Raw genomic sequence first — 24758 nt, 5'->3', positions numbered from 1 at the left:
TTGGATACCTACAAGTGTTTAGACTGCGGCGAACAGGTCGAAACAGACGCTGACGAAGAAGTCGAAGCGACCTGCCTGGTCTGCGGCAGTGTCAACCTGGTACAGGTCTTTGGGGCCCTGGCAAATACCGACGGGCCAGTCTGATCGTTATCCTGCCGTCCGGTGGACGGCGAGGCTGGTTGCTGCGGTTGAAATGTTTTCATGATGGAAGCTGCTGGCGTAAATTGAATGAATTGATTGCCATTGGCTAGCGCTAAATCTAAAACGGGAGAAAGAATAATTGGACTGTTGTAAACCGGTGAATGGAATAAATTGCGGATGTGGTACCAAACCTGAAGCTGGTCCGAAAGGGAACAAGGGAAAACAGCAGATGGAGAAGGTATTAAACATCGATCTGTTGGTCATCGACCTGGAAACCTGTAAACGATGCGTGCCGACCGGAGACGAACTCAAAACGGCGGTCCAAATCCTTGAGCCAGCGGCCGATGCCCTGGGGATTGAATTACGTCACCATGAGATTGTTGTACAAACTGCGGCCGAAGCAAAGTTGAATGCTTTGGTAAGCTCGCCGACCATCAGGCTCAACGGTCGGGATATCGATCAGGATATTCATGAATCTGTTTGTGAGTCTTGTGGAGATCTTACTGAAAATGAAACCATTGTTGATTGTCGTGAGTGGCATTACCGTGGCCAGGTTTTCTCTTCCGTTCCGCTTCCATTGTTGATCGAAGCAATCATGGAAGCAATGTTGAATATTGATCAGATGCCACCGCTTGTTCCGGCTCCCCTTGAAGAACTGCCGGTCAATTTGCAGCGGTACTTCGATAACAAGAAACAAGGCCTCATGGCGAAGGAAATTGAGATTTATGACCCCGCTATGTGCTGCTCAACCGGAGTTTGCGGCCCGTCAATTGACCCGGAACTGATGAGAGTGGCAACAACTATCAATAGCTTTAAAGAGAAGGGGATCATCGTCCAGAGGTACGGTCTTTCAACCGATACCCAGCGCTTCATCTCCAACCCGGTGGTCAGCGACCTTCTGGAAAAAGAGGGGGCCGGGGTCTTGCCTGTCACCCTGCTTAATGGCGAAGTGGTAAAAACAAAATCCTACCCCACCGACCAAGAGTTCACGGGTTGGCTGAAGACGAAATTGGAGACCGTTAAACCGCCGAAACGCAGCGGATGTTGCTGACAAAAAGGGGAGTTTTAAAGTGATCACGACCGGGTCGGAACCATTCACCCTGGACAAACTCAATCCAACCAAGTACCTGTTCTTCACAGGTAAAGGCGGAGTGGGTAAAACTTCAATCGCTTGCGCCGTTGCCGTGAACTTGGCTGACAGGGGCAAAAAGGTACTTTTAATAAGTACCGACCCGGCATCCAATCTGCAGGATGTCTTCGATACCGCCCTCGATGGCAAAGGCGTATCCATCGAAGGCGTACCGGGACTGGTAGCGGCCAATCTTGACCCGGTGGAGGCCGCCCGCCACTACAGGGAATCGGTCGTCGCGCCGTATCGTGGCAAGTTGCCGGAAAGCGTCATCGCCAACATGGAGGAGCAACTTTCCGGCTCCTGCACCGTAGAGATCGCCGCATTCGATCAGTTCTCAAAGTTCATCACCGATCGGGAGATCGGCGCCCGGTACGACCACATCATCTTCGACACCGCACCTACCGGTCATACCCTTCGCATGCTGCAACTGCCTTCTGCCTGGAGTAATTTCATCAGTGAAAGCACCCATGGCGCATCTTGCTTAGGTCAACTTGCAGGACTTGAAGCCAAAAAAGGGATATACAAAGACACCGTATTAAATCTTGCCGATGGAGCCAAAACGACCCTGGTGCTGGTGTCTCGGCCGGAAGAACTCCCCTTGATCGAAGTCGGGCGTACCAGCCTTGAACTCCGTGATCTGGGTATCAATAATCAGATACTGATTATTAACGGCGTATTGAGTACAGCCTCGGACACGGTGTCCCAGAGTATTCTTGCCAAGCAACGGCGAGCACTCGACGAAATGTCGCTGCAGCTGCGGGATTTCCGCACCTTCACCGTACCGCTCCGGTCTTATAATATCATCGGTCTCGATCGAATCAGGGCTTTTTTCCAGGATGATGCCTATCGCAGCAGCCAGCCAAAAAACCAACTTCCGGCATTGAGACCCCTGGCCGACTTAGTCGACGACCTGCATCGGACTAGTAAGAGGGTCATTTTCACCATGGGTAAAGGCGGCGTAGGTAAAACGGCGGTCGCCGCCGCTGTCGCCCTGGCGTTAGCCGAAAAAGGGGTGAAGGTGCACCTGACTTCGACCGACCCGGCTGACAACCTGAGGCACGTCATCGCAAAGACCGAAAACATTACCTTAAGCCGGATCGATGAGCAGCGAGAATTATTGAACTACCAGACCGAGGTCTTGACTAAAGCCCGCGAAACCATGTGTGAGGCAGATATAGCATACGTTGAGGAGGACCTGCGTTCCCCCTGCACTCAGGAAATCGCCGTGTTCCGGGCTTTTGCCGAGATCGTCGACCGGGCCGAGAACGAAGTAGTGATTATCGACACCGCGCCGACGGGGCATACCCTTTTACTTCTGGACTCTACCCAGAGCTACCACCGCGAGGTGCAGCGAACCAAAGGAGAAGTCCCCGTTTCAGTCCGAAGGCTGCTGCCCAGGTTGCGTGATGAAAAACAGACGGAAATCATCATCGTCACCCTGCCCGAGGCGACCCCGGTCTTTGAAGCGCAGCGCCTGCGGGAGGATCTGTGCCGCGCCGGTATCACTAACCGATGGTGGGTGATCAACCAAAGCTTGTCGTTGACCGATACGCTCGATCCGATGCTCGTCGCCCGGGCTGAAGCTGAAAAACCTTGGATCGATAGGGTCAAAGAGATAAGCAGTGAAAATTTTGTGGTGATCCCCTGGCTTCAAGACTCGTCGATCCAAAACATAGGGAAATATGCGGATATGGTGGAATAACCCTGACCTCCAGTTAACCATACTGGTGCTTCCTTGTGAGCCAATTGGCGCAAGACCATGATATGTGGTGTTGACAGGCTTTCCAATAGAATATAGAATATGCGCATATATGCATATATTCTATTGGCTGCCGGTAAAGGAAAATATAAGTGGATTTCGTATTAAACCTGTTCTCCAGCGGTGTCGCCGCTCTCTTTGACTATCTGTCGGCGCACGTGCTCACCTGTTTGGTACCCGCCTTCTTCATCGCTGGTGGCGTCGCAGTGTTCATCTCGGCGCCGGCCGTTCTCAAGTATTTCGGACCGCAAGCCAACAAGTTTCTAAGCTACGGCGTCGCCTCAGTTTCAGGCAGCATCCTGGCCGTTTGTTCCTGTACCGTATTGCCGTTATTTGCCGGCATCTACAAACGCGGCGGCGGCATCGGTCCGGCAACCACCTTCCTGTTCTCAGGCCCGGCCATCAACATTCTGGCGATCGTCTATTCAGCCCGCCTACTTGGCTGGGATATCGGCTTAGCCAGGGCTGTCGCCGCGGTATCGCTGGCTATCGTCATCGGGTTGATCATGGCCTACTTTTTCCGCAAGGACCATGAATCCCAACCGAATCCCGAACTTTTTACCGCCGATGGCGGAGATTCCAGGCCTTTGTGGCAGACGCTTCTCTTTTTCGGCACACTGGTCGGTATACTCATCTTCGCCTCCACGGCAAACTGGCCGGCAACTGTCATCTTATTGGCCACGCTGGGAGTCGTGCTTTGGCGCTTTTTCAATGTTGATGAGATCAAACACTGGCTTCGGGAAACCTGGGCTTTCGTAAAACTCATCTTCCCGTGGCTGATCGGCGGCGTCTTCCTGGCCGGGGTCATCAAGGAGGTCATTCCCGCGGACATCATCACCGGCGCCGTAGGCAGCAGCAATATTATATCGAATGCGCTCGCCTCGGTTTTCGGCGCGTTGATGTACTTCGCCACCCTGACCGAAGTGCCGATTCTCAAGGCCTTTTTAGAACTGGGCATGGACAAAGGCCCTGCGCTGGCGCTGTTGCTGGCCGGACCCGCGTTATCGCTGCCCAGCATGCTGGTCATTCGCAAGATCATGGGCAATAAACGGGCTTTTACCTATATTTGCCTCGTAGTAGTATCATCTACGTTAGCGGGACTGATATTTGGAATGCTTTAAACGGACAGGGAGTTATTGATCGATGAAAATCAAAATTCTGGGCACGGGGTGCCCTAAATGTCAGCAACTGGAAGCCATCACTCGCGATGCGGTAAAAGAAATGGGCATTGATGCCGAGATCGAAAAAGTTAAGGATATCGCCAAAATCATGGCCTACCCGGTGATGATGACGCCTGCGTTAGTAATCGATGAAAAAGTGGTCCTCTCGGGCAAAGTGCCAACTAAAACTGAAGTCTCGACCTTGTTGAAAAACGCCTCCGCGAGATAGTGGCTTTACTTCAAAAGGGTGCCGGGGGAATACCAAAGAATCATCACAATGCTTGATGTTACCGATATGTCGGTGAGTATTGATTCCTCTCAAATTCTAATCAACCAGAGTAAGGTTAACTGAATCTGCTCTTATTCACCGCCGTCAGCCGACAGTTGAATCAAGTCGCCCGACTCAGGTTTTGTTAAACCGTTACGCTTCCGGAGATCCTCACCCCAACGACGAGTTCCTCGTCAGCAACCTTCCAGAATCGGGCTGTCGCGTTTAAGCTCTGGTGACCGAGATGTTTCTAACGCATTCGAGGCCATTCTGAAAAACAACACTGAACACGGGTACAAATCCAATGAAACAACCGGAAAAATGGCAGGCTTTGCCTTTGAGGAATCGTTAAAGTTTTGTTAGCAGTCACGGATTATGGTAAATAGAAAAGCCCCCATTTTGGGGGCTTTTAGCTTTATTTTCTGGAGCCAGCGAGAGGATTCGAACCTCCGGCCAGCGGTTTACGAAACCGCTGCTCTACCACTGAGCTACGCTGGCGCTTTAATGAAGTGTAATTATAGACCACAGCCTCTCAGCTCAGCAACGGCGCCTGCACTTTCGCGAATCGCTCCACTCTGGGATTTCCGGATATCGGGATTCTTTATTCGGCAGCCGACAGTTGTTCCAGGTCTTCAGGACTGGTTACCGGCGGCCGGCAGCTGAAGTCGCGGCAAACGTAGGCTGTGGCCATACCGTTACGCTGGGGGCGATCGGTAAAAATCGGCAGGTTTGAAATTGTTCCAGGTTCCTCCGGGTCTAAGCCGACAACCAGCCTGTTTGGTCTGAACCTTTGGCAGGCAGCCCGAGCTAACGCCATTGCGGCGGGGTCATCCTTGCCGCCAATAATAGTTATTTCCTCTGCAGATCCAAGGTACATGTCAAGACCGGCAAGCCAGTTGGTAAACCCCAGCGGATGCCTGCCCATTATGTCTCCTATTGTTTTTAAAGCCTGGCTGCCGATCTGATGGTACCTCTGGTCATCGGTAATGCGGGCGAGTTTCAGGAGCGCTATCGCGGCTGTGCTGCCGCCTGAAGGCACGGCGCCGTCCTGGAGGTTCCTCGGCCGTATGAACAGTCCCTTTGTATCCGTTGGGGCATCGTAAAATCCCCCGTCGCTCTCGTCCCAGAACTCGGCAACCATACGTTCTGACAGCTTGAGCGCGCTGCGGAGCCACCGCGGAGACAGGGATGCCTGGTGCAACCAGAGCGAAGCGTCGATGATCTGGGCATAATCCTCTAAAAAGCCTATCTCGGCAGAAATGGTATGCCGCAACAGGTCTCCGTTACCCATTTCATTCAAGACGTATTCCATCGCCCTCGCAGCGGCGGACAGGTAGTCCGGCCGCCCCAGAACACAGGCAGCCTCGGCCAGGCTCCCGGCCATCATGCCGTTCCAGGAAGCGATGATTTTCGTGTCTTTGCCCGGGGCATTGCGCCACTGGCGGCGGCGCCACAATGCCTCCCGCGCCTCCCGATCCTGAGCGATGGCAGCCTCCGAAAATTCATCGGTCAGGTGAAGAATATTTCTGCCCTCGAAATTGCCGCCACGGGTGACGCCGAAGCGCTCTCGGAAAGTCTCTCCAGCCGGCCCGAGGACCTCGTCAATTTCATCAGCGGTCCAGGTATAGTATTTCCCCTCCTCGCCGTCGCTGTCGGCATCCTGTGAGCTAAAAAAGCCGCCTGTGGCAGGGTCGGTCATTTCCCGGAGGACGTAGGCGAACACTTCTTCGGCAACGCTGCGGTATGCGGTATTGCCGGTGACCTGGAAAGCGTGAAGGTAGACCCGGCTGAGCAGCGCGTTGTCGTAAAGCATTTTTTCAAAATGGGGTACCTGCCAGGCGGCGTCGGTGGCATAGCGGTGAAAACCTCCGCCCAGGTGGTCATAAACGCCGCCGCGGTACATTTCGGCTAGAGTCCGTTCAACCATGCCAAGCGCCCCGGGCGATCTCGTGTTATGGAAGTAGCGCAGCAGGAATTCCAGGGCCAGGGGCTGAGGGAATTTGGGCGCGTCCCCGAAGCCACCATGATTAACGTCAAAATCCTGGGCCAGCGCCTGATAAGCCCGGTGCAGTATGTCCGGAGCCAGCGCAATTAAACCTGAGCCGCAGGGTTCGCTGCGTTTCAGTGCCGATTCCAGCCGACCGGCGGTTTGGGCGATCCGGGCCGGCTGGCTGCGGAAGGTATCCGCAACCGCCTCAAGGACCCTCGGAAAGGCTGGTAAGCCATGGCGGTCCTCCGGCGGGAAATAAGTACCGCCATAAAAAGGCCGTCCGTCAGGGGTCAAAAAGACCGTCATCGGCCAGCCGCCGTGGCCTGTCATGGTCTGGACAGCTGCCATATACACGCTGTCCAGGTCCGGCCGTTCCTCGCGGTCAACTTTGATATTCACGAAATGTTGGTTCATCAACCGGGCGGTTTCAGGATTTTCGAAGCTTTCATGAGCCATCACATGACACCAGTGACAAGCCGAGTAGCCGATGCTTAAGAGTATCGGTTTATTTTCGGAACGCGCCCGGTTGAGCGCCTCGTCTCCCCACGGATACCAGTCGACCGGATTCTCGGCATGCTGCCTGAGATAAGGGCTGAATGATGAGGCCAGACGGTTTGGCATTGCTGCCTCCCGATGCTGAATTTAGACGGTCCCGGATCGCCTAGATACTGTCCACGGCTTTTTTAAGTCTGTTTTCAACTTCATCGGCCAGCGGTTTCAAGGCCGGGTTGCCGGTCATGCTCATCGCCAGTGTTGGCCGTATGGCCGACACAAAAACCGCCCCGCCGTCCTCGTAGACAATGACGTTGCACGGCATGAACAACCCTATGTCACGCTCGGCCAGAAGCGCTTTGTGGGCGAACGGCGGGTTGCAGGCGCCCAGGATGAGGTAGTTCTCGAAATCAGCCCCGAGCTTTTCTTTAACCGTTTTTTTAACATCGATCTCAGTTATGACCCCGAAGCCTTCTTTCTTGAGTTCCGCCCTGACTTTTAAGACGATATCGTCAAATTTACCGGATGCCTGTCTTTTATATCCGTATTCCATTTGAACCCTCCTCAAGTTCAATAATACAGCGGCGGCGGCTGTTTCAAGAAATCATAAACGTCGAAAGAAGGGAACCGAAGGTCCAGTTCGATGCGCCGGTGGAACCTGATTTGAATACCGGCTTCGATTCGGTAAAAAAAAGAACCGGTATCAACCGGTTCTTGTCTTATCATTTGGTAGCGCATACGGGATTCGAACCCGTGGTCTCTGCCTTGAGAGGGCAGCGTCCTAGGCCGCTAGACGAATGCGCCCTGAAAACTGGCTGGGGATCCAGGATTCGAACCTGGCCAAGCAGATCCAGAGTCTGCTGTCCTACCGCTAGACGAATCCCCAGCGGGTTCCGTGACGAGCGGAGGAGATTATAGCCCAAATAGCTACACCACCGCAACCGCCAATACGGTCGACCGGTGGTGTAGACCCGATTAGATTGGTGCCTTTAGGCGGGGTTATGATTCATGAAACCCCAGAACAGGACATAGGAGATGCCGAAGGCTACGAAAGCCATGCCGGCTATGACGGCAAGCGCTACCAGGTTATCAATCAAGCTTCGCAAGGTCCGCCTCCGAGACGTTAATGCCTATATAATACCCGCATCAGCCGTTATCGTCAAGGGTTTTAGACCTAAAGAATTAATACCTTTTTCAATTGACAACGGCGCGGCGCCCGTCTATCCTAGTTGAATGGCCGACCTGGAACAAGTTCAATCCACCCTTGGCATCAAATTCAAGGACCCGGCACTTCTGGAACTGGCCCTGATCCACAGCTCCTTCATCAATGAACGCCCCGGCTCGGGACTGGTTTCCAACGAACGTCTTGAATTCCTGGGCGACGCCGTGCTCGGCCTGTATATCGCCGAAAAGCTCTACCTGGATTTCCCGAATGCCGATGAAGGTGAACTCACCCGGTTCCGCTCTCTCCTGGTGCGGCGGGAAACCCTGACCCGCCTGGCGGTCTCGCTGGACCTGGGCGCTTTCCTTTATCTGGGCCGCGGCGAGGAGCAAAGCGGCGGGCGTGCCAAGCCGGCCAACCTGTCGCGGGCTCTGGAAGCGGTAATTGCGGCGGTATACCTTGACCAGGGTTGCGACCGCGCCGCCCGTTTCATCCACCGTCTGTTTGCCGGGGAACTCGAGCGCATCGAGACGCTGGCAAGCGTCGCCGACTCAAAAAGCAGGCTGCAGGAAATTGTTCAGGCCAGGTTCCAGGCGACCCCGGCCTACACAGTCGTTGATGTTTCCGATAGCGACGAACCGGCGTTCAACGCCGAGGTCCGGGTTAAATCTTCATACCTGGGTTCCGGCCGGGGCCGCAGCAAGAAAGAGGCGGAGGCCCACGCCGCCCGCCAGGCGATTGCGGCGCTGGAAAATTCTTTACACCCCGGCAGTCCTTTGTTAAACTTGGATTCGAAATAAACAAATATACGAGGCAAACGCCATGGGACAGAGAGATAAAGGCGGCCGCGAACAGAAAAAGGTCAGGAAGGACGCCTCCAAACCAGTCGTCAGCAGCCAGTTCACCCCTCCGCCACCGCCGGTTGAAGTCATCAAAAAAGGCAAGAAACTCAAGGGCGAATAACCATCGATCGGCCTTTATCCGCATCCAAAGAAGCGGCGGTGCGCCTGATTTTCGGCGGACGGGTGCAGGGCGTGAACTTCCGGGATTTCACCCGCCGTCAGGCTGAGGAACACCATCTTGTCGGTTGTGTCAGGAATCTGGAAGACGGCACCGTCCAGGTGATAGCCGAAGGCCAGCGCCCGGACATCCTGCACTTTATTGAGCAACTGATGTCGGGGCCGCCCCATGCCGCCGTCAACTCGGTGGATACCCAGTGGGTTAAGCCTTCGGGCGACTTTACCGATTTCTCTATCCGCTACTGACCCTGCCAATCAGGCTTTTTTAAGTTCCTCAACCCAATTCGCGGGTCTGCGTTTGTTCGCCAGTGATCTTAAACGCTATAATCTAACGACATGAAGACCGCCTGGTTCTACCCCCTGGTGCGCCTGACCGCCCGGACCGCTTTCTTACTGACCAGAGTTAAAGTGACCGGCAGGGAATACTTCCCCAGAACCGGACCGGTCATCGTCTGCGCCAATCATATCAATTCTGCTGACCCGCCCCTGTTAGGGCTGCAGGTGCCGCGCAACCCGGTCTTTTTCTTAGCCAAAAAAGAACTTTTCCAAAACAAGTTTTTCGGCCGCGTTCTTAGAGGCTCGGGGGCTATTCCACTGAACCGGGCTGGGGTTTCCGGCGGCAGCATTAAGCTGGCGCGTCAGGTTCTCGACCATGGAGGCGCCCTGATTATCTTTCCGGAAGGCAAGCGCAATCCCGACGGCCGGCTTTCCAGCGCCCAGCCCGGCGCTGCTTACCTCGCCGCGACGTTCGGTGTGCCCATTGTTCCGGCTGCCATCACCGGAACGGAAACGGTTAAGGGGCGCTGGTGGTTTTTAAAAAGCCGCAGGGTGACCATTGCTTTTGGCCGGCCTTTCCGGCTCACCGAAGCGGACGTGCAGATTGAAAAAGACGACCTCGGCGGCCACGGGGACAGGATCATGGAGGCTGTCGCCGGACTTTTACCGCCGTCATACCGCGGTGTGTACGGGAACGTCCCGGAATGAGGATTGAACGCGCCGAAGGCCTGGGTTTTTGCTTCGGCGTCAAGCGTGCCCTGGCGATACTGGAGGACGTCGCCCGTCAAAAAGGCGGCGTGGAAACCCTCGGGGCCTTAGTCCATAACCAGCAGGTCATGTCCCGTCTTAACGGCCTGGGAGTCCGTGTCGTCAAGGACATCGCCGAGATCGCCGGCGATACCGTCGTTATCAGCTCCCACGGGGTCGGGCCCAAGGTGCTGGCCGAGATCAAATCCAGAGGCATCGGCATCGTCGACACCACCTGCCCCTTCGTGCAGCGCGCCCAGACCGCCGCCCGCCGCCTGTCGGAGGCCGGTTTCTTTACCGTTATCTACGGCGATGTCAACCACCCGGAGGTAAAGGGTATATTGGGCTGGGCCGAAGGCAAGGGCATCGCCACCCTGTCTGCCGGCGACCTCGATCAAATCGAACTGCCGCGGCATATCGGCTTGCTGTCCCAGACCACCCAGGTGCCGGCGCGGTTCATCGACTTCGTTAAGACGATTACGGAACGGGCACTTGTTAAAGACGCCGAACTCCGGCTGGTGGACACCGTCTGCCACGACATCCGGCAACGCCAGGCCGCCGCCCTGGACCTCGCGCGCCGCGCCGACCTGATGCTGGTCATCGGCGGGCACCACTCGGCCAACACGCGCCACCTGGTGGACCTGTGTTCGCCGCATACCGAAACCCACCTGATAGAGACCGCCGCCGAGATCAATTCGGGTTGGCTTGCGGGCAAGGAGCTTATCGGCGTCACCGCCGGCGCCTCGACCGCGCCTGAGACTATCGATGCCGTGGTGCTGCGGTTGGAAGAATCGGCTCCCCGGTAATATTGGGAAACCTGAAAAACAGCTTTGCCCCGCTTCTTGAAGCCGAATCCGGCTTACCCGCCCTGAGCCACCGCGATTCCGAGTTGCCGGGCGCGTTCCTGTTTATCCGAAGAAGTCATGCTGGCCAGCAGCCAATCGCCGGCTTTCTTCCATCCGAAATACTTGGCGAACATATCCAGGGCAGCGGCGCTCCCGGCGGCATCCGTTCCGTGACAGATGACCGCGGCGAAAGGCAGGCCGGGCTGTATCTTGGCTCTCTCGGGCCACAGTCTTTCGAACATTGTTTTAGTCTCCCCGGCCAGTGACTGGAACGGCTGGGTCGTCACCAGGATGAAGGCGTCGTGTCCGGCCAGGTCCGGCGCGGTCGTCTCAGCGACATTCTTGACATCAGCCCGGCCGCCGGCCTCGGCAACTCCCCTGGCCGCCGCTTCAGCCAGAGCCTTGCAGTTGCCGGTGAATGATTGGTAGGAAATCAGGACTTTACTCATTGACGCTTCCCCGTTTAAATAAATTCAGATCACGTGATGCTGCGGCGGGCAATGGATCGGGCAGGATTCAACGGCGCACTCGCGGCATTTCGACACCAGGCTGATGGCTTCTTCCCGTTCCAGGCTTTCCGCCTGAAGCTGGGCTATTTTCTGTCGGCTGCGCTCCGCCTCAATGTTCAGGACCGATAGCGTCTTTTCCACTCTTTCCGCCCGAGGCGCGTCTTCAGACACCCCGAGCAAGCTCTTGATATCCTCAAGTCCCAGCCCGACATGGTGCAGGCGCCGGATGATCTTCACGCGGTTGACATCCCGCTCGTCATAAAGCCGCATCCCGCCGGAGGTCCTGGCCGGCGCGCCCAGAAGCCCCTTTTCTTCGTAAAAACGAATGGTCCTGGCGGAGACCGCAGCCCGCCGCGCTAATTCGCCAATTTGATAGAATTCCGGTATCACTCCGCTCATTTTCAGGGGTGAGTATAAAAGACACCTGACCTAAGTGTCAATAGCTAACGTTACGTTAATTTTTGGTACAGGCGACCCCATAAACTGAAAGCGGTGTGGTCGTCGTAGCGCCGGGAGGCGGGCAACCGCCATCAGGCGGAGTTTTTCGGGATGCTTCGCTGCCGCCTAACGCTCAGAACACTTCAAAACCGGCATGCCGCAGTTACGCGTCCGGCGTTTCAACTCCCGCCAGGGAACCGATGACATTAGTAATTGCGGTACCGCTGGGCAGTACGATCTTGGTATTGCTGGTAAGGGAGGTTTCGACCGCCTGCAGCCGCCGCAGCACCTGGGCGTTGCCTTTGAAATAGGCTTCAGCGGCTTCATTGACCAGCTTGATAGCCGCGGCTTCACCCTCAGCAACGAGGATGCGCGATTGTTTGTTGCCCTCGGCCTCAAGAATCGCGGCCTGCCGGGCTCCCTCAGCCGCCTTGATGACTGCGCGTCGTTTACCATCAGCTTCTGTCTCCGCTGCCGTGGCAAAGTCTACTGCGGCTTGCTTCTTGTTCTCCGCCATAACGACACTATTCATCGTGGTCTGAACATCGGCAGGCGGATTTATCTCTTTGAGTTCGGTGCGTACGATATCGATGCCCCAATTTCCCGTTTCTTTTTCGAGTGTGGCATAGAGATTGCCATTGATGACGTTTCGCTCGCTATTGGCCGAAGTAAGGGTCAGCGTGCCGATAATATTGCGTAAAGTAGTCCGGGCCAAGGATACTATCTGACGTTCAAATTCCTGGACATTATATTGCGAAGCCTTGACTCCCTCTTCCGAAGACCTCACCTTAAAATAGACCTGAGCATCCACCGAGGCATTCAGTTTGTCGGCGGTGATGATCTCCTGTGAACCGGCATCAACCATGCGTTCGGTAATATCGACCTGCCGGAGGTCATCGATGAAAGGGATGATGACATTGAGACCCGGCATGGCGAACCTGTTGTACTTGCCAAACCGTTCAACCAGCCCCCGATGAGTCGGGCGGACAATCTTGAATCCGAACCCGAGAAAGAGCAGGATAATGACTGTTAGAATGACGCCGATGATTAGCAAAGCCATCGTTTTCTCCTGTGTTTGATTGGGAACCCCGCCCCCGAGACTTACCGCACTGTCTCATCGGACAGCAGCACCTCGACGACGTGTTTAGGAGAGATTACGCCTTCCCGCGTTCAGCGTCAATACATTTCTTCAGATTTTCTCCGGTTTGAGGGCTTTTTAGCCCTGTGTTACAATTGCCCTTCGTTAAGGAGATTCATTTTCGATGAAAAAACGCGTCTTTTCCGGAATACGGCCCACCGGCCGCATTCACCTTGGCAACTACCTTGGCGCAGTGCAGAACTACGTAGCGATGCAGGACGAGTTTGAATGTGTTTACTGCGTTGTGGATATCCATGCCCTGACCACGCTGGAGGACACCCACCTGCTTCAGGAAAACATCAGGGAGCAGGTGATCGACCTGCTGGCCGCCGGCCTTGACCCCTCGAAATGCACTTTATTCGTCCAGTCCCATGTGCCGGAAGTGACCGAACTGTTCACCCTGCTGGGCATGGCTACCCCACTGAGTTGGCTGCTCCGGGTGCCGACGTTTAAAGAGAAGGTCAAGCAGCAGCCGCAGAACGTCAACTACGGTCTGGTCGGTTACCCGGTGCTGATGACCGCCGACATCGTGCTTTACAAAGCTGAGGTCGTTCCGGTGGGCGAGGATCAGCTGCCCCACCTGGAGCTGGCGCGCGAGATCGTGCGGCGCTTCAACGACATCTTCGGCGAAACCTTCCCCGAACCCAAGGGTCGCCTGACCAGCGTGCCGATGGTGGTCGGCCTGGACGGCCGCGACAAGATGAGCAAATCCTTGAACAACCACATTGAGCTGGCAGCAACGCCCGAAGAAACGATGAAAAAGGTGATGAGCGCCGTCACCGACCCGGCTCGGATGAGGCGCGCCGATCCCGGCCACCCCGAGGTCTGCAACATCTATAAACTTCACAAGACCTTCACGCCGTCCGCCGTCGATGAGATCGCTCAGGGCTGCCGCACCGCCTCACGCGGCTGCGTCGAGTGTAAGAAAGAACTCGGGAATGCCATCAACGAATACCTGGCGCCGCTGCGCGCCCGCCGTGCCGAGATCGCCAAAGACCAGGCCTATCTAGACCGGGTGATCAAAGAAGGCGCTGAAAAAGCCCGAGCCATCGCCAAAGTGACTATGGTCGAGGTCAAGCGGCGGATGGGACTTCTGTAGGGCACGGCGCGCTTTGCCCCGCCGCGCCGCGATGAAGGTAACATGACATCAGCTATACTCAAAGTCAGCTGCCAGGACCGGCGCGGCATCATCGCCGCGGTGTCCGGCTTCATTTCCGACCGCGGCGGCAACATCATCACCCTGGACGAGTTCGTCGAGCGTAATTCGAATACCTTCTTCATGCGCGTCGAATGGGACATCCATAACTTCTCGATCGAGCGCGAACACATCGCCGCGGCCGTTGACGGCCTGGCTGCCGAAGGCGGATTCGGCGGTAAGTGGGAAATATTCTTCTCGGATATCAAACCGCAGATGGCGGTCTTCGTCTCCAAATATGACCATTGCTTATGGGACCTGCTGCTCCGCCATCAGGCTGGTGAACTGCGGTGCGATATTCCGGTCATCATCAGCAACCATGAAGACCTGCGGCCGGCCGCCGAGTTTTTCGGCATCCCCTACCGCGTCGTCCCCAAGACCGCGGGGAATAAGTCCCAGGCCGAGCGCCGGGAATTCGAAATTCTGGAGAGTTATCGGATTGATTTCGTCGTCATGGCCCGTTACATGCAGGTCTTAAGCGAAGATTTCCTGTCGCGCTACCAGAACCGGGTCATCAACATCCACCACTCATTCCTCCCGGCTTTCGAAGGCGCCAGGCCTTATCATCAGGCCTTCGAGCGCGGGGTTAAGATCATCGGCGCCACCGCCCACTTCGCCACGGTAAATCTCGATAAAGGCCCGATCATCCACCAGGCGACGCTGCCCATCTCCCACCAGGATACCGTCGACGACTTGATCACCAAAGGCCGCGACATCGAGAAACGGGTCTTAAGCGACGGCGTGAAACTCTATATCGCCCACCGGGTCTTTGTCCACGGCAACCGGACAATAATCCTGTAGCTACTGCGCCGCCGCCTTCAGCGCCGCAACATCAATCTTCTTCATCTGAAAGAAGGCTTTCATTACCCGTTCCCTCTTCAGTCGGTCCGGGTCCTGCAATATCTCGTTCATCCCGGCAGGGACAATCTGCCATGACACGCCGAATTTATCCTTGAGCCAGCCGCAGGGCTGTTCCTCGCCGTCTTCGATCAACCTATCCCAATAGCGGTCGATCTCCGCCTGGTCCCTGCACTCTACCATCAGTGAAATTGCTTCATTAAAGGTGAATTGATGCGGCCCGGCGCTGTCCATGGCGGCGAACCACTGGTGCATGATCATAAAGTCGGCGAACATAAGCGTGCCTTCTTTGTCAGGCTCCTGGCCTTTGCCGAAGCGGGCGGTAAGCCCCCGCCTGGAATCGGGAAAAACCGAACGGTACAACTCGATCGCTTCTTCCGCCCGGCCGGCGACTTCGCCCACAAACAAGAGTGAAGGCACAATGAAAGGCCGTTCTTCCCCGCCGGGATCGGACAGGATGAGTTGCCAGGAGACCCCGTATCTATCCTGGATCCAGCCGTAGCGTTCGCTGAAGGGATATTTGTCAAGCGGCATGAGCGCCGTTCCGCCGGTCGAGAGTTTCTGCCACAATGCGTCCAGATGCTTCCTGGCTTCGGGATCCCTGGACGGATCGAAATTCAGGAAGAACGACACCGCCGGGGTGAATTTGAATATCGGGCCGCCGTTTAAGGCGATGGAGTTGAATCCCTCGATCTGGAACTCGACTGTCATCACCGAGCCTTCTGCCATGCCGGAAACTTTGGCCCCCTCCGCGCCGTAGCGGGTGACTAATCCGGTTTTTGAATTGCCGAAGGTAGATGTGTAGAAGGCGGCGGCCTCCTCGGCATTGTTGTCAAACCACAGGTTGGGGGTGATTCTCTGCATACGGCTTCCTTCTGGAGTTAAGATTACGCCTCGGCGATGACTTTGAAACCGCCGTAGATCATCCGCTTCATATCGAATGGCATTGGCTTGTCTTGGTACTGTGGATCGTTCATCTCCGGATCTTTCATCACCATGGCGTTCACCTCATCCCGGTGCGCCCGTGACTTGAAGACTACGAACGAAAAAACTACCGTCTCGCCGGGTTTAATGCTCAGGGCTTTGGGGAAGGTGGTGCCGGCCATTTCCGGAGGCACTCCCGGCTGTGGCTTGGGGTTGAGATCTTCACCAACACACTCGAAATATTCGAGAGCGCCGTGTTTTTTCCAGACCCGGGCTGACATCTCGGCCATTTGGCGGTAAGCTGCCATATTTTTCTCCGGCAGCGCGATGACGTACCCATCGACATACTTCATTCGGCTAACTCCTATTTCTTAATTCGGGGGCAGAGGCAGTGCCGCCGGACGGCCATTTAGTCAATCCGGGGAACAAGCCCTACCTGGAGCCCAGGTAGCAATGCCACTCGTCGGCTTTTTCGATTTCTGCTGGCGCGAGGGTGTTGGAATCTATGCCAGGCAGCGGTATTTGGAAACCGCCGGCAATCGGCAATGTCAGGGTGAAACTGGAAAACGGCTGAAGTGCGGAAGCAGGCTGGCTGCGCCTTTCGCCCACCACAGCGGCAATACTTTTATCCGGACGGCTGTCATTCATCGGATGTCTGGTACTGTTATACATCCGCCGGAAGACAAAATAAATAGGTATTTCTACGTAATTTTAATCGGGTAGACCAATAATTTCTTGAAGTGCAATTGGGCAAGCGCATAAAGGAAATTAGAAAGCCTGATACCTCGTGGTTACTTGCCAACTTTGTCGGCCGGGCGGAAACGCATTGCCGACCAGGTGTCATCGATGGAGATGATAGCCACTCCCGCCAGGCCGTAATTGGCCATCTCCGCCCATAAAATATCCCTGTTCAGATCAGTGTCCACCTTTGATGTCCCCTTGGGGTAGGTGAGCCACAATAATCCTTCGGGCTTCAGGGCTTTGACAATGGCAGGTACCAGGGAGGGCAAGTCGTTCTTTTCTTTGATAAAAGCTTGGATGAAATCCAGCCCCGTCTGACCCGAAAAGCCTGTCTCCACCATAAGACCTAGACGCTGAATATAACCAGGCGGGGCGCTGAGAACAGCGCCGTGAAAGCCAGATTTTATGAGCATTTTTTTTGACAAAACATTATCCATGGGTCAATGGTATTACGAGCATATCCTAATCGTCAATCACCGGGGTATATGGGGCGCCTGAATCGATGGCAGCCTTATGACTGTGACCGAGTCCCAGGAAAAACCTTTGCCCGAAACTTCCCGATGACTTTTGCCTGACTTTAAAGCCTGGGAACCCTGGCGGTCGTACGGCATTTACCCTGGATTTCGCAAGACACGATAGAACCTGCGGTATCCTGTCGATAAATGGGTACACAGGTGTACCAATCATGGAGCAGACAACACCTTGGCACTTTAGCGCTTTTTTTTCTGACTCAGGATAGTTGTCATAAACGCCAGCAGGCCTCGGATGATGTCGGTCGGCGTCGGCGGATTGCCCGGGATTTTGAAATCCACCGGAAGGATTTTATCGGCTGCCCCCAGTACGGCATACGAATCTCTGACCAGTCCGGTGCCGCACGCGTCGTCGCCGACGGCGATAACCCATCCCGGCTGGGGCATCGCCTCATAGGTCTTGCGCGCCGCTTCGGCCATATTCAGGGTGACAGCCCCGGTGACGATGATGACATCGGCATGGCGCGGCGAGGCGACAAAGCAGACGCCGAATCTTTCGACGTCGTAATACGGTGTGCCTAAATTGTTCAACTCGATCTCGACGGCGTTGTCCGACCCGGTATCCAGTTCCCTGATCGCCAGGCTTCTGCCGAAGACCCGGTCGATCTCCCCCTTCAGCTCAAGTCCGATTTTTTCGAACTCCGACTCATTGAACACCAGCGCCGCCGCGCGTTTGGGTCCCAGGATGTTGCCGATAATTTGTGAAAGGCTCATAGATCATTCCCGGCGTATGACAGATTCATGCTCTTGTTGATCAGCGGAAAGTCCGGCACGATATTGCCGATGACCGCATGCTCCATCGCCAGCCAGTTGCTGAATGAAGCGGTGCGCGCCTTCCACCGGTCCACCCGGCCGTTTTTGAAATAGACCCAGTGCAGGTTCTGGCCTCTGGCCGCTTCGACCGCCGCCGCGGCGTAACCGCTGCCGGGACGGCATTCAGCTCGCACCGGGCCGGTCTCCTCCAGGTTGACCGCGTCGCGGATGAGCCGTAAGGACTCCTCGATCTCGCCGGCTTTAACCTGGAAGCGCCCCAGGACATCCCCCGCTTCATCGGTCTGGATCTCCGGTTTCAATTCCTGATAAAGTCCGTACGGGTGATCAATCCGGTTGTCGACGCGGGCGCCGGAAGCCCTGGCCACCGGTCCGGTCAGGTTCAGCGGGGATACCAATTCCGGCTTGACTATCCCGGTCGTCTCCAGGCGGTCGATAACCCAGGCCGAGTTGTAAATATCGTCGAGGGCGGCGTCGAAACGTGCCAGAAAACACTCGGTGTATTCATGAAGATCTTCCAGGAAATCTATCGGTATGTCGCGGCTCACCCCGCCCGGAACGATAAAGCCCTTCAGAAAGCGCGAACCGGTCAGTTCGGCATTCCAGCGCAGTATCTCTTCCCGCAGAATGAAAAAAGGGGCCGCCCCCGCCGGGTAGGCAACATCCACCACCATACCGGCCAGGTCGCCCAGATGGCTGTAGATGCGCTCCAGTTCAAGCGCCGCCGTCCGCAACTCCCAGGCGCGCCGGGGTACCACGGTGCCGGCGACGCGTTCGATGGCCATAGCCAGGCCGCAGGCATTGGCTGCGCTCTCATCCCCGGAAACCGTTTCCGCCAGTTGCACCACCGCATCGGCCGTCCGGCCTTCTGCCAGCTTCTCCAGGCCGCGGTGCTTCCAGAAATGGCGCGTTTCCAGATTGAAAATGGTCTCGCCGATGACGCTGAACCGGAAATGTCCCGGCTCGATTATGCCGGCGTGCACCGGTCCGACCGGTATCTGATAGATGCCCTCGCCCCCGAACTCCCTGAAGGCGTATTCGCGTTCCGGGGTGATCCTGGCAGGGAGGACTTTGCCTCCATCGAACGATTTCCGCAGCGGGTGGCAGCCGTCGGGATAAACCTCATGCAGGAACAGCCGGCGGCGGTCGAAGGCGCCGTCGAACTCGATACCAAAGCCGTCCGACACCTCCCGTTCGTAGTAGCTGGCAGCGGGGAATTCGCCGGCGATGGACATGCCGCGGTTGCCGGGCAGCCGCACCTCCAGGATGAAAAAGGCCGGGGCGCCACGCTGCTCAAACGCGTAGAACAGGGTGAAACCCGGAGCCCCGAAAGCCTCGGCCGCCCACAGCCCGATAAGGACCACGCCGGGCTGCCTTTTCAGTTCCTCGGCCGCCTCGACCAGGGCTACGACGCTGATCGAAAGGTATTCCGTGCCGTCCGCTCCGGCGCGGCTTCGCCCGTCGAAGCCTTTGGCAACGAGGTGGCTTTCAATGATTGTCATCAGTTCTGCCATAATTACCCCTGGAAGCCCAGATCGGCGATAATTACGTTCAAGGCATCACCCAGCCAGCCGGGCAGCCATACCCCCAGCGCCACCAGCAGTACCAGCGCGGCGGCTATCGGCAGCCGCATTGCCGCGGGTGTGTCATAGCGTTCCATACCGGCATCGCCGCCCTGGGTGAAAGCCCTGATCAGGTAGTAGCCAAAACCCGCCGCTGCCAGCAGGAACGCCGCTAGGACGGCAATGAACAGCGGCAGCGCCTGAGTCGCCGCTGCGACCAGGATATTGAATTTGGCCAGGAACACCGGGGTGAGCGGCGCGCCGATGGCCGCCGCCGAACCGATGACCAGTCCCCAGGCCGCCAGCGGCTGCAGCCTGAAGGGATCCTTGATGGCAAAAAACTTGTTGGAACCATACTGCCGATGGAAAATGCCGGCGGAGAAAAAGAGCAGCGCCTTGACCAGGGCGTTGCCTGCCTTGTGGAACAAGGCCCAGAAAAGGGCTGCCGGCGACCCGAGGCCGAAAGCCAGCAGGATCAGGCCGGAATGTTCTATGCCGGAGAAGGCAATCAGTTTCTTGGTATTCGTCCGGGAAATGAGAGCCAGGGCGGCCAGGAACAGGCTGGCGGTGCCGAAGGCTACCAGAAAAGGATTGAGAAAGGCTTCGTCGCCGGCCTGGTGGCCCAGGGCCAGCAGCCGGAGGATGGCGTACAGCCCCAGGTTCAATACAGCGCCGGAAACCACGGCGACCACTGAAGGCGCCCGGACATAGACCGTCGGCAGCCATGTGTGGAACGGCGCGATAGCCGCCTTGGCCCCGAAACCGATAAACAGAAAAACGAAGGCGAAGGTGTACATCCGGGGTTCGATGGAGGCAGCGGCGTCCATCAGGTCAGTCCAGTTGAGCGTGCCGCCGGGGACGACCTCCCTGGACAGGGCGAACAGGATGATGATGCCCACGAAGGCGAACAGCATCGCCGTGGAAGTGACGAAGACATATTTCAGCGCCGCGGTGATGTTTTCCCGAGCCTTCAGGGTTACCACCAGCACCACCGAAAAGAGGGTGGACAGCTCGGCAAAGATCCACAGCAGCGCCAGATTATTTGACAGGAAACCCATGACGATGACTAGCGGCAATAAAGCGAAAGCCCCGTAGAACAACCCCAGTAGAGAACGCTCGATCTCACCCCGCTCTAACAGCGAACCGACATAACCTCGGGCGTAGACCGAGGCCAGTAAAAACAGCACCGAAGTGATGACCGCCTCGTAGGCGCCCAGGGTATCGGCCATCAGATAGCCGTTATCCGTAAAGAAGCGCGGCAGGCCGGACGCCGCCAGCCAGATTGATAACCCGAGATAAATCACCGCTTCGCCGATGATCAGGCTGTTGAGCCGCCGGCCGTCGCCTCCGGGCTGAAACCGGCCGATCAAGAAAGCCGCGGCGGCGGCGATCACCGCCGGGATGGCATAACCGAATATAATCAAACTGTCCATCAGTCTTCGAAGTCCAGACCCAGCTGGTTCAGGCGCTTGTGGAAAGCCTCGACGGATGAGTCGATGCCGAAAGCCAGTACCGCCGAAAGGACTATGATCATCAACAGGTCAACGATGATAAGAACTTCGATGATGAAAGGCATCTCGGCGATGAACATGGAAAACAGCAGCACGCCGTTTTCCATCGACAGGTAGCCGATAATCTTGGTGATCACCTTGCGCCGGCTCATGATCACCATCATGCCCATGAGCGCCAGCGACACGCCGATGACCGCGCCCAGGATGAACAGCCGGGATACCTCAAGCGCCGGCGACAGGGCGCTGAACGCCTGATAGACCACGAAGAAAAGCCCGGTCGAAAGGATAATCGATCCGATGGGCGTCAGGTAATGGAACTCCAGGTCGCGCTTGATCGGCATGACCGCCAGCAGCCGCCTCAGGAAAAAGGGAATAATTATCACCTTCGAGGCGACGGTGAGTACCGCCATGAACAGCAGGCTGGCCGTACCCTCCCGGGTAAAGAGGGCCAGCGCCACCGCCGCCAGGATAGCCGACTGGGCGGCGTAGATTGAAAACAGCGAGACTAGAGAACGCTGGGTGATGATCAGAGCAGCCGAGCCCAGCACCAGCACCAGCAGTATTTTAATAAAGTCGTCGCCGATAATGAGTTCGTTCATGCCAAAAGCTCGAAGACGATAGTCACAAAAGAGAAAAACAGCGCCAGCATGAAGAAGCTGGGCAGCCGGAACAAGCGGATCTTGGCCATCAGCGATTCGAAAACGCCGATGACCGCCGCCAGCGCCAGGGCTTTAAGTCCGAAGCTGAGCATCGAAACGGCGATGGCCGGCAAGGTCGCCTCGGCTGCCAGGCCCCAGGGGAAAATGATGTTGATCAGGATAGCCATCAGCACCGTTTGCTTGACGCCGTAGGAAAGCTCCATCAAAGCCAATTTCGGTCCGGTCTGTTCCAGGAGCATCGCTTCATGGACCATGGTCAGCTCCAGGTGAGTCTCGGGGTTATCCACCGGGATCCGCGCCGTCTCGACGATGAGAACGATGAACAGGGACATGCCGATAAGGATAAGCGTCGGGTACTGCGCCAGCGAGGCGCCCAGAACGGCGGCGAACATCTCGGAAATGTCGGTCGTTTTGAGTACAAAAGCCAGAGCGGCCGCAGAGGTGATGGTCACCGGCTCGATAATGGCCGAAAGGCTCATCTCGCGTGACGAGCCCATGCCCCCGAACGTGGAGCCGGCGTCGAGGCCGGCCAGCGCCATGAAGAATTTGGCCGAGACCAGAAGATATAAAAACAGGATGACGTTGCCCGGCGCGCCCTCGGCGGACGGCAGGAACACCACCGGCACCATCGCCGCCGCCGCCAGCAGGAAACCGATATTGATGTACGGCGCCAGGCGCATGATGAATGAAGTGTTCGGGGAGTAGATGATTTCTTTCTTCAGCAGTTTGGCCAGGTTGTAGTAGCCCTGGAGCAGCGGCGGGCCGATGCGTCCCTGGCTCAGTGCCTTGACCTTCTTGACCGCCCCGAGCATCAGGGGAGAAATGGCGGTGATGAAGCCGATGTTCAGGACGGCATACAGCAGGTATTCCGCCATTACAGCCACCTCCCTACCGCCAGCAGCAGGATGACAATAATCACGAAAGCGTAGAGAACGAAGGCGTCGAGGTCTACGTTATGCAGCCGGGAGACAAATCCGGACAGCCGCTGGACCAGCCGGGCGGCCGGCAGATAGATGCGCTCTTCAAAAAACTGCAGGGTGTGGATTTCGCCGGAACCCCCGGCGACGATCGACTTGTCTCTGTCGGCATACTCCCGGCGCAGCGACTTTCTTGTCCTGAAGATCGGGCTGAATATGGTGACGATCGGCTCGGAGAAGCCGGAGGCGGTATACTCCATCTTGCTTGTCTGGCGGTGGATGCCGCAGCCCCAGGTCTCGGAGACGCGCACTCTCGATCCGGAACGCCTCACCAGGAAGACCGCCAGGCCGAAGATCGCGCCGGTGACGGCGGTCACCGGCAGCAGGTCGATCAGCGGCAGGTCGAAGCCGGCGGCATTGAATATTTGATAGCTGAATACCCCCAAAACGACGCAGGCGGCGGCCAGTATCCCCGGGCCGATGAGCATCGCCCGGGGGGCTTCGACGGCTTGCTCCGCCTCTTTGGAACGCGGCAGCGCCAGGAACACGGCGCCAAAAGCTTTCACGAAACAGGCGGCGGCCAGGGCGCTCATCAGGGCAAAGGCGGCCAGGGCGGTGAATAAAAGCACTGCCGTCAGCGGGCTGGGCACCTGGAAAGCCCCCAGGTAAGCCTGAAAGAGCATCACTTCGGAAGCGAAGCCGTTTAAAGGCGGCAGGGCGGAGATGGCGGCGGCGCCGATAAGGAAGATGACCGCCGTGGCCGGCATCCGCTTCACCAGCCCGCCCATTTCTTCGATGTTGCGGCTGTGAGTGGCGGCCACCACCGAGCCGGCGGTCATGAACAGCAGGCTCTTGAAGACGGCGTGGTTCAGGGTGTGGAACAATGCCCCGAAAAGCGAAAGGTCAGCCAGGGCGGCAAGCGAGTAGTGGCCGAAGATGACGTATAGCCCCAGCCCGATGACGATGATGCCGATGTTCTCGATGGAGTGGTAGGCCAGCAGCTTTTTGAGGTCGTGCTCTTTCAGGGCATAGATGACTCCCAGCACCGCCGACACGCTGCCGAAAACGAGCAGCACCGTGCCCCACCACAGTTCCGGCGAGAGCACGTCCAGGAGAATCCGAACCAGGCCGTAGACCGCCACCTTGATCATCACCCCGGACATCAGCGCCGAGATATTCGAAGGCGCCGCGGCGTGGGCGAAAGGCAGCCATTTGTGGAAGGGCATGACCCCGGCCTTGGTACCGAAGCCGATGAAAAAGGCGCCGAAGATGAGCCCCGCGGCGGCTGGCGACAGGTCGGCGGCGCCGATGTCGAAGGTTCCGGTATAACGGTGCAGCAGGAGAGCTCCCAGGAGCAGAAAGAGCGTTGAAAACTGGGTCATCACCAGATAGTAGACCCCGGCCTTGGCCGTCTCGGCTCGGTCGCGCTCGTAGAGGACGAGAAGGAGCGAAGATAGAGACATCATTTCCCAGAAAAAGATGAGGGCGAAGAAGTTGGCCGAAGCTGCGACCAGCCCCATCGACAGAATGAACACCGCCATGGCGGCGGTTAAAAAATCCCGCTGGCGGCCGCCGGCGCCGTGTTCGATGTAATTCAGGGAATAAACGGCGGCGCAAAAAGCCACCGCGGCAATGATCAAGCAGAAGAAAGCCGACAGCCGGTCCAGGTGGAAAGCGAAAGCCAGGTCCGGCGTCAGGCGGTAGAAGGTGAAATCTACCGCGGCGCCGTCGGCCAGAACGCCTGCCGAGGCCGCCGTCCAGGCGACCGCGCCGGCGATGACCAGCGCCAGCGCTGCCTTCCGCCGCCCGGCGCCGGAATCCCCGCCGCCGATGACGCCCACCGCCGCCGCCAGCAGCATGAGCCCTGCCCCGCCGAGAAAGAGCGCCTGTATCACCTTGTTTTAATGTCCATTGGGCAGAAAAGCAAAAGGAAGTCCCGCGGGACTTCCCCTCCGTTCTCCCCGGTCAGCCGGCCGGTATGTCGTCGCTGTTGATGGGCGTTATTCTATTCGCC

Annotated in this window: 28 protein-coding genes, 3 tRNA genes and 1 pseudogene; 13 read left to right on the top strand and 19 right to left on the bottom strand. The window is 57.0% G+C overall.

Annotated elements, in window-relative coordinates; all coding sequences use genetic code 11:
* The 6 genes and pseudogenes from DEALK_RS10125 to DEALK_RS04300 all read left to right on the top strand — a co-directional run bounded on the left by DEALK_RS10125 (nucleotide 1) and on the right by DEALK_RS04300 (nucleotide 4421).
* Complete coding sequence (locus DEALK_RS10125) at nucleotides 1-144, top strand: FmdB family zinc ribbon protein (protein WP_165802728.1); 144 nt, start codon at nucleotides 1-3, stop codon at nucleotides 142-144.
* A gap of 226 nt (nucleotides 145-370) precedes the next feature.
* A pseudogene (locus tag DEALK_RS10470) lies at nucleotides 371-724 on the top strand (DUF2703 domain-containing protein); the annotation flags it as partial.
* Between the two features lie 120 nt (nucleotides 725-844).
* Nucleotides 845-1192 carry an arsenite efflux transporter metallochaperone ArsD gene (gene arsD / locus DEALK_RS10465; RefSeq protein ID WP_058440034.1) on the top strand — a complete coding sequence of 116 codons (348 nt, stop codon included), beginning with the start codon at nucleotides 845-847 and terminating at the stop codon, nucleotides 1190-1192.
* A 22-nt stretch (nucleotides 1193-1214) separates the two neighbouring features.
* Complete coding sequence (gene arsA, locus DEALK_RS04310) at nucleotides 1215-2975, top strand: arsenical pump-driving ATPase (RefSeq protein ID WP_058440033.1); 1761 nt, start codon at nucleotides 1215-1217, stop codon at nucleotides 2973-2975.
* A 149-nt stretch (nucleotides 2976-3124) separates the two neighbouring features.
* Nucleotides 3125-4153: a permease gene (locus DEALK_RS04305; protein ID WP_058439037.1), complete on the top strand. Its 1029-nt coding sequence runs from the start codon at nucleotides 3125-3127 to the stop codon at nucleotides 4151-4153.
* 22 nt (nucleotides 4154-4175) lie between these two features.
* On the top strand, nucleotides 4176-4421 hold the full coding sequence (locus DEALK_RS04300; protein ID WP_058439035.1) for a thioredoxin family protein: 246 nt from the start codon (nucleotides 4176-4178) through the stop codon (nucleotides 4419-4421).
* 462 nt (nucleotides 4422-4883) lie between these two features.
* Here the strand turns inward: DEALK_RS04300 and DEALK_RS04295 are convergent.
* From DEALK_RS04295 to DEALK_RS04275, 6 genes are all read right to left on the bottom strand, one after another.
* Nucleotides 4884-4958, bottom strand: a tRNA-Thr gene (locus DEALK_RS04295).
* Nucleotides 4959-5061: 103 nt separating this feature from the next.
* Entirely contained in the window at nucleotides 5062-7071 is a 2010-nt protein-coding gene (locus DEALK_RS04290; RefSeq protein WP_058439034.1) for a thioredoxin domain-containing protein, read from the bottom strand.
* 40 nt (nucleotides 7072-7111) lie between these two features.
* Nucleotides 7112-7495: a DUF302 domain-containing protein gene (locus DEALK_RS04285; RefSeq protein ID WP_058439033.1), complete on the bottom strand. Its 384-nt coding sequence runs from the start codon at nucleotides 7493-7495 to the stop codon at nucleotides 7112-7114.
* 17 nt (nucleotides 7496-7512) lie between these two features.
* Nucleotides 7513-7680, bottom strand: coding sequence for a hypothetical protein (locus DEALK_RS10120; protein ID WP_186007576.1), 168 nt, complete (start codon nucleotides 7678-7680; stop codon nucleotides 7513-7515).
* A tRNA-Glu gene (locus tag DEALK_RS04280) sits at nucleotides 7670-7746 on the bottom strand. Before DEALK_RS04280 ends, DEALK_RS10120 begins: the two co-directional genes overlap by 11 nt.
* An 8-nt stretch (nucleotides 7747-7754) precedes the next feature.
* Nucleotides 7755-7828 (bottom strand) — tRNA-Gln (locus DEALK_RS04275).
* Between the two features lie 347 nt (nucleotides 7829-8175).
* Between DEALK_RS04275 and rnc the strand changes: the two genes are divergently transcribed.
* From rnc to ispH, 5 genes are all read left to right on the top strand, one after another.
* On the top strand, nucleotides 8176-8904 hold the full coding sequence (gene rnc, locus DEALK_RS04270; RefSeq protein WP_058439032.1) for a ribonuclease III: 729 nt from the start codon (nucleotides 8176-8178) through the stop codon (nucleotides 8902-8904).
* A 22-nt stretch (nucleotides 8905-8926) separates the two neighbouring features.
* Entirely contained in the window at nucleotides 8927-9067 is a 141-nt protein-coding gene (locus DEALK_RS10115) for a hypothetical protein (protein WP_165802727.1), read from the top strand.
* 38 nt (nucleotides 9068-9105) lie between these two features.
* Nucleotides 9106-9369, top strand: a complete 264-nt coding sequence (locus DEALK_RS04265; protein ID WP_058439031.1) for an acylphosphatase — start codon at nucleotides 9106-9108, stop codon at nucleotides 9367-9369.
* A 90-nt stretch (nucleotides 9370-9459) separates the two neighbouring features.
* Nucleotides 9460-10107, top strand: a complete 648-nt coding sequence (locus DEALK_RS04260; protein WP_058439029.1) for a lysophospholipid acyltransferase family protein — start codon at nucleotides 9460-9462, stop codon at nucleotides 10105-10107.
* Entirely contained in the window at nucleotides 10104-10952 is an 849-nt protein-coding gene (gene ispH / locus DEALK_RS04255; RefSeq protein ID WP_058439028.1) for a 4-hydroxy-3-methylbut-2-enyl diphosphate reductase, read from the top strand. Before DEALK_RS04260 ends, ispH begins: the two co-directional genes overlap by 4 nt.
* A 53-nt stretch (nucleotides 10953-11005) precedes the next feature.
* Here ispH and DEALK_RS04250 read toward each other — a convergent pair whose 3' ends face one another.
* From DEALK_RS04250 to DEALK_RS04240, 3 genes are all read right to left on the bottom strand, one after another.
* Nucleotides 11006-11440: a flavodoxin family protein gene (locus DEALK_RS04250; RefSeq protein ID WP_058439027.1), complete on the bottom strand. Its 435-nt coding sequence runs from the start codon at nucleotides 11438-11440 to the stop codon at nucleotides 11006-11008.
* Between the two features lie 24 nt (nucleotides 11441-11464).
* Nucleotides 11465-11890: a MerR family transcriptional regulator gene (locus DEALK_RS04245; RefSeq protein WP_240608207.1), complete on the bottom strand. Its 426-nt coding sequence runs from the start codon at nucleotides 11888-11890 to the stop codon at nucleotides 11465-11467.
* A gap of 211 nt (nucleotides 11891-12101) precedes the next feature.
* The gene (locus tag DEALK_RS04240) at nucleotides 12102-12998 is read right to left on the bottom strand and encodes an SPFH domain-containing protein (RefSeq protein ID WP_058439025.1); all 897 of its coding nucleotides are present in this window, start codon (nucleotides 12996-12998) and stop codon (nucleotides 12102-12104) included.
* A 202-nt stretch (nucleotides 12999-13200) separates the two neighbouring features.
* Here DEALK_RS04240 and trpS point away from each other — a divergent pair, with 202 nt between their 5' ends.
* Nucleotides 13201-14175, top strand: a complete 975-nt coding sequence (gene trpS / locus DEALK_RS04235) for a tryptophan--tRNA ligase (protein WP_058439023.1) — start codon at nucleotides 13201-13203, stop codon at nucleotides 14173-14175.
* Nucleotides 14176-14217: 42 nt separating this feature from the next.
* Entirely contained in the window at nucleotides 14218-15072 is an 855-nt protein-coding gene (gene purU, locus DEALK_RS04230) for a formyltetrahydrofolate deformylase (RefSeq protein WP_058439022.1), read from the top strand.
* Here purU and DEALK_RS04225 read toward each other — a convergent pair whose 3' ends face one another.
* From DEALK_RS04225 to DEALK_RS04180, 10 genes are all read right to left on the bottom strand, one after another.
* Complete coding sequence (locus tag DEALK_RS04225; RefSeq protein ID WP_058439021.1) at nucleotides 15073-15993, bottom strand: VOC family protein; 921 nt, start codon at nucleotides 15991-15993, stop codon at nucleotides 15073-15075.
* 23 nt (nucleotides 15994-16016) lie between these two features.
* On the bottom strand, nucleotides 16017-16406 hold the full coding sequence (locus DEALK_RS04220) for a DUF1428 domain-containing protein (protein WP_058439020.1): 390 nt from the start codon (nucleotides 16404-16406) through the stop codon (nucleotides 16017-16019).
* 79 nt (nucleotides 16407-16485) lie between these two features.
* A complete protein-coding gene (locus DEALK_RS04215) occupies nucleotides 16486-16701 on the bottom strand; it encodes a hypothetical protein (protein WP_058439018.1) in 216 nt (71 codons plus the stop codon).
* Nucleotides 16702-16844: 143 nt separating this feature from the next.
* Nucleotides 16845-17219 carry a hypothetical protein gene (locus DEALK_RS04210; RefSeq protein WP_133240203.1) on the bottom strand — a complete coding sequence of 125 codons (375 nt, stop codon included), beginning with the start codon at nucleotides 17217-17219 and terminating at the stop codon, nucleotides 16845-16847.
* 285 nt (nucleotides 17220-17504) lie between these two features.
* Nucleotides 17505-18038, bottom strand: a complete 534-nt coding sequence (locus tag DEALK_RS04205; protein ID WP_058439014.1) for an NADH-quinone oxidoreductase subunit B family protein — start codon at nucleotides 18036-18038, stop codon at nucleotides 17505-17507.
* The gene (locus DEALK_RS04200; RefSeq protein ID WP_058439012.1) at nucleotides 18035-19609 is read right to left on the bottom strand and encodes a hydrogenase large subunit; all 1575 of its coding nucleotides are present in this window, start codon (nucleotides 19607-19609) and stop codon (nucleotides 18035-18037) included. Before DEALK_RS04200 ends, DEALK_RS04205 begins: the two co-directional genes overlap by 4 nt.
* 2 nt (nucleotides 19610-19611) lie before the next feature.
* Complete coding sequence (locus tag DEALK_RS04195) at nucleotides 19612-21090, bottom strand: proton-conducting transporter transmembrane domain-containing protein (RefSeq protein ID WP_058439010.1); 1479 nt, start codon at nucleotides 21088-21090, stop codon at nucleotides 19612-19614.
* The gene (locus DEALK_RS04190; RefSeq protein WP_058439009.1) at nucleotides 21090-21767 is read right to left on the bottom strand and encodes a hypothetical protein; all 678 of its coding nucleotides are present in this window, start codon (nucleotides 21765-21767) and stop codon (nucleotides 21090-21092) included. The genes DEALK_RS04195 and DEALK_RS04190 overlap by 1 nt, the downstream gene beginning before the upstream one ends.
* On the bottom strand, nucleotides 21764-22702 hold the full coding sequence (locus tag DEALK_RS04185; protein WP_058439007.1) for a respiratory chain complex I subunit 1 family protein: 939 nt from the start codon (nucleotides 22700-22702) through the stop codon (nucleotides 21764-21766). Before DEALK_RS04185 ends, DEALK_RS04190 begins: the two co-directional genes overlap by 4 nt.
* A complete protein-coding gene (locus tag DEALK_RS04180; protein WP_058439006.1) occupies nucleotides 22702-24639 on the bottom strand; it encodes a proton-conducting transporter transmembrane domain-containing protein in 1938 nt (645 codons plus the stop codon). Before DEALK_RS04180 ends, DEALK_RS04185 begins: the two co-directional genes overlap by 1 nt.
* Nucleotides 24640-24758 lie beyond the last annotated feature (119 nt).

It is taken from the genome of Dehalogenimonas alkenigignens (genome assembly GCF_001466665.1).
GTDB lineage: Bacteria > Chloroflexota > Dehalococcoidia > Dehalococcoidales > Dehalococcoidaceae > Dehalogenimonas > Dehalogenimonas alkenigignens.
This window is presented reverse-complemented; position numbering and strand designations above follow the sequence as displayed.

Excerpts from the sequence above, each read along its gene's own strand:
- rnc (WP_058439032.1), top strand. The coding sequence starts at position 8,176 with ATGGCCGACCTGGAACAAGTTCAATCCACCCTTGGCATCAAATTCAAG.
- DEALK_RS04205 (WP_058439014.1), bottom strand. The coding sequence starts at position 18,038 with ATGAGCCTTTCACAAATTATCGGCAACATCCTGGGACCCAAACGCGCG.
- DEALK_RS04185 (WP_058439007.1), bottom strand. The coding sequence starts at position 22,702 with ATGGCGGAATACCTGCTGTATGCCGTCCTGAACATCGGCTTCATCACC.
- DEALK_RS04260 (WP_058439029.1), top strand. The coding sequence starts at position 9,460 with ATGAAGACCGCCTGGTTCTACCCCCTGGTGCGCCTGACCGCCCGGACC.
- DEALK_RS04300 (WP_058439035.1), top strand. The coding sequence starts at position 4,176 with ATGAAAATCAAAATTCTGGGCACGGGGTGCCCTAAATGTCAGCAACTG.
- DEALK_RS10115 (WP_165802727.1), top strand. The coding sequence starts at position 8,927 with ATGGGACAGAGAGATAAAGGCGGCCGCGAACAGAAAAAGGTCAGGAAG.
- DEALK_RS10120 (WP_186007576.1), bottom strand. The coding sequence starts at position 7,680 with ATGCGCTACCAAATGATAAGACAAGAACCGGTTGATACCGGTTCTTTT.
- DEALK_RS04215 (WP_058439018.1), bottom strand. The coding sequence starts at position 16,701 with ATGAATGACAGCCGTCCGGATAAAAGTATTGCCGCTGTGGTGGGCGAA.
- DEALK_RS04225 (WP_058439021.1), bottom strand. The coding sequence starts at position 15,993 with ATGCAGAGAATCACCCCCAACCTGTGGTTTGACAACAATGCCGAGGAG.
- DEALK_RS04285 (WP_058439033.1), bottom strand. The coding sequence starts at position 7,495 with ATGGAATACGGATATAAAAGACAGGCATCCGGTAAATTTGACGATATC.
- DEALK_RS04250 (WP_058439027.1), bottom strand. The coding sequence starts at position 11,440 with ATGAGTAAAGTCCTGATTTCCTACCAATCATTCACCGGCAACTGCAAG.
- arsD (WP_058440034.1), top strand. The coding sequence starts at position 845 with ATGGCGAAGGAAATTGAGATTTATGACCCCGCTATGTGCTGCTCAACC.
- DEALK_RS04195 (WP_058439010.1), bottom strand. The coding sequence starts at position 21,090 with ATGGACAGTTTGATTATATTCGGTTATGCCATCCCGGCGGTGATCGCC.
- DEALK_RS04190 (WP_058439009.1), bottom strand. The coding sequence starts at position 21,767 with ATGAACGAACTCATTATCGGCGACGACTTTATTAAAATACTGCTGGTG.
- trpS (WP_058439023.1), top strand. The coding sequence starts at position 13,201 with ATGAAAAAACGCGTCTTTTCCGGAATACGGCCCACCGGCCGCATTCAC.
- ispH (WP_058439028.1), top strand. The coding sequence starts at position 10,104 with ATGAGGATTGAACGCGCCGAAGGCCTGGGTTTTTGCTTCGGCGTCAAG.
- DEALK_RS04220 (WP_058439020.1), bottom strand. The coding sequence starts at position 16,406 with ATGAAGTATGTCGATGGGTACGTCATCGCGCTGCCGGAGAAAAATATG.
- DEALK_RS04240 (WP_058439025.1), bottom strand. The coding sequence starts at position 12,998 with ATGGCTTTGCTAATCATCGGCGTCATTCTAACAGTCATTATCCTGCTC.
- purU (WP_058439022.1), top strand. The coding sequence starts at position 14,218 with ATGACATCAGCTATACTCAAAGTCAGCTGCCAGGACCGGCGCGGCATC.
- DEALK_RS04200 (WP_058439012.1), bottom strand. The coding sequence starts at position 19,609 with ATGGCAGAACTGATGACAATCATTGAAAGCCACCTCGTTGCCAAAGGC.
- DEALK_RS04290 (WP_058439034.1), bottom strand. The coding sequence starts at position 7,071 with ATGCCAAACCGTCTGGCCTCATCATTCAGCCCTTATCTCAGGCAGCAT.